Here is a 625-nt window from a genome sequence, read left to right on the forward strand (position 1 = left end):
TGATAGTAAGGTTGCAACCGTTTACCTGTGTAAAGTTCGGTATTAGGTATCAGAAAGTTTAACTCTAGGCGTGGTTTGCCTGTTTTAGGGTCTTTCTTGTCAGTATGCTCGACCCAAAGTACGTTATATCTATCATGAGCCATCCCTGCAAACATAGCTTTCTCAAAGTCTTGAATGATGGCTTGTTTGTCTGCCTCACTAATCGCATCGGGGGCTTCTTCAAACGATAATACCCCAGCAGTATATCTGCGAGCAAAGTTACTGCTATTAATCGTGGCTTGAGTCACCACAGGGTTACCACTGACTATCCTTGCCCCATCTCGCAATTTTCCCTCACTCATATAATTATTACCCAGCAGATAATTGATGGGGGCATTACCTGAGCCTTTGCCTCGGCTAAAGATTTTGACCAACATGGCGACCTCCCTTTAATCCTGTTCCGCTTGAGTGACAAGTTGGTCAAGCAAAGCATTGGCTTTAGCCAATTCCTGCAATACTTGGACGTCTAGCTGTTTTTCGGTATTGGCGTGCCTGGCAATTTGATTCAGGTTACTACCAATGCGAGCAAGGTGACGGATGAGATCAGGGTCAGCCTGGCGAATCGGTACAGCGCCCAACCCTAAGT

Annotated in this window: 1 protein-coding gene and 1 pseudogene; both read right to left on the reverse strand. The window is 45.9% G+C overall.

Annotation, left to right across the window (positions count from 1 at the left end; translation table 11 throughout):
- Nucleotides 1-416 (reverse strand): annotated as a pseudogene (locus tag J1781_RS00495) (hypothetical protein); the annotation flags it as partial.
- A 12-nt stretch (nucleotides 417-428) separates the two neighbouring features.
- Nucleotides 429-625 (reverse strand): plasmid mobilization relaxosome protein MobC (gene mobC / locus J1781_RS00500; RefSeq protein ID WP_217233036.1); only part of this gene is annotated, 197 nt, incomplete at its 5' end.

Origin of the sequence: Rahnella perminowiae, from assembly GCF_019049695.1 — a bacterium.
Classification (GTDB): domain Bacteria; phylum Pseudomonadota; class Gammaproteobacteria; order Enterobacterales; family Enterobacteriaceae; genus Rahnella; species Rahnella perminowiae.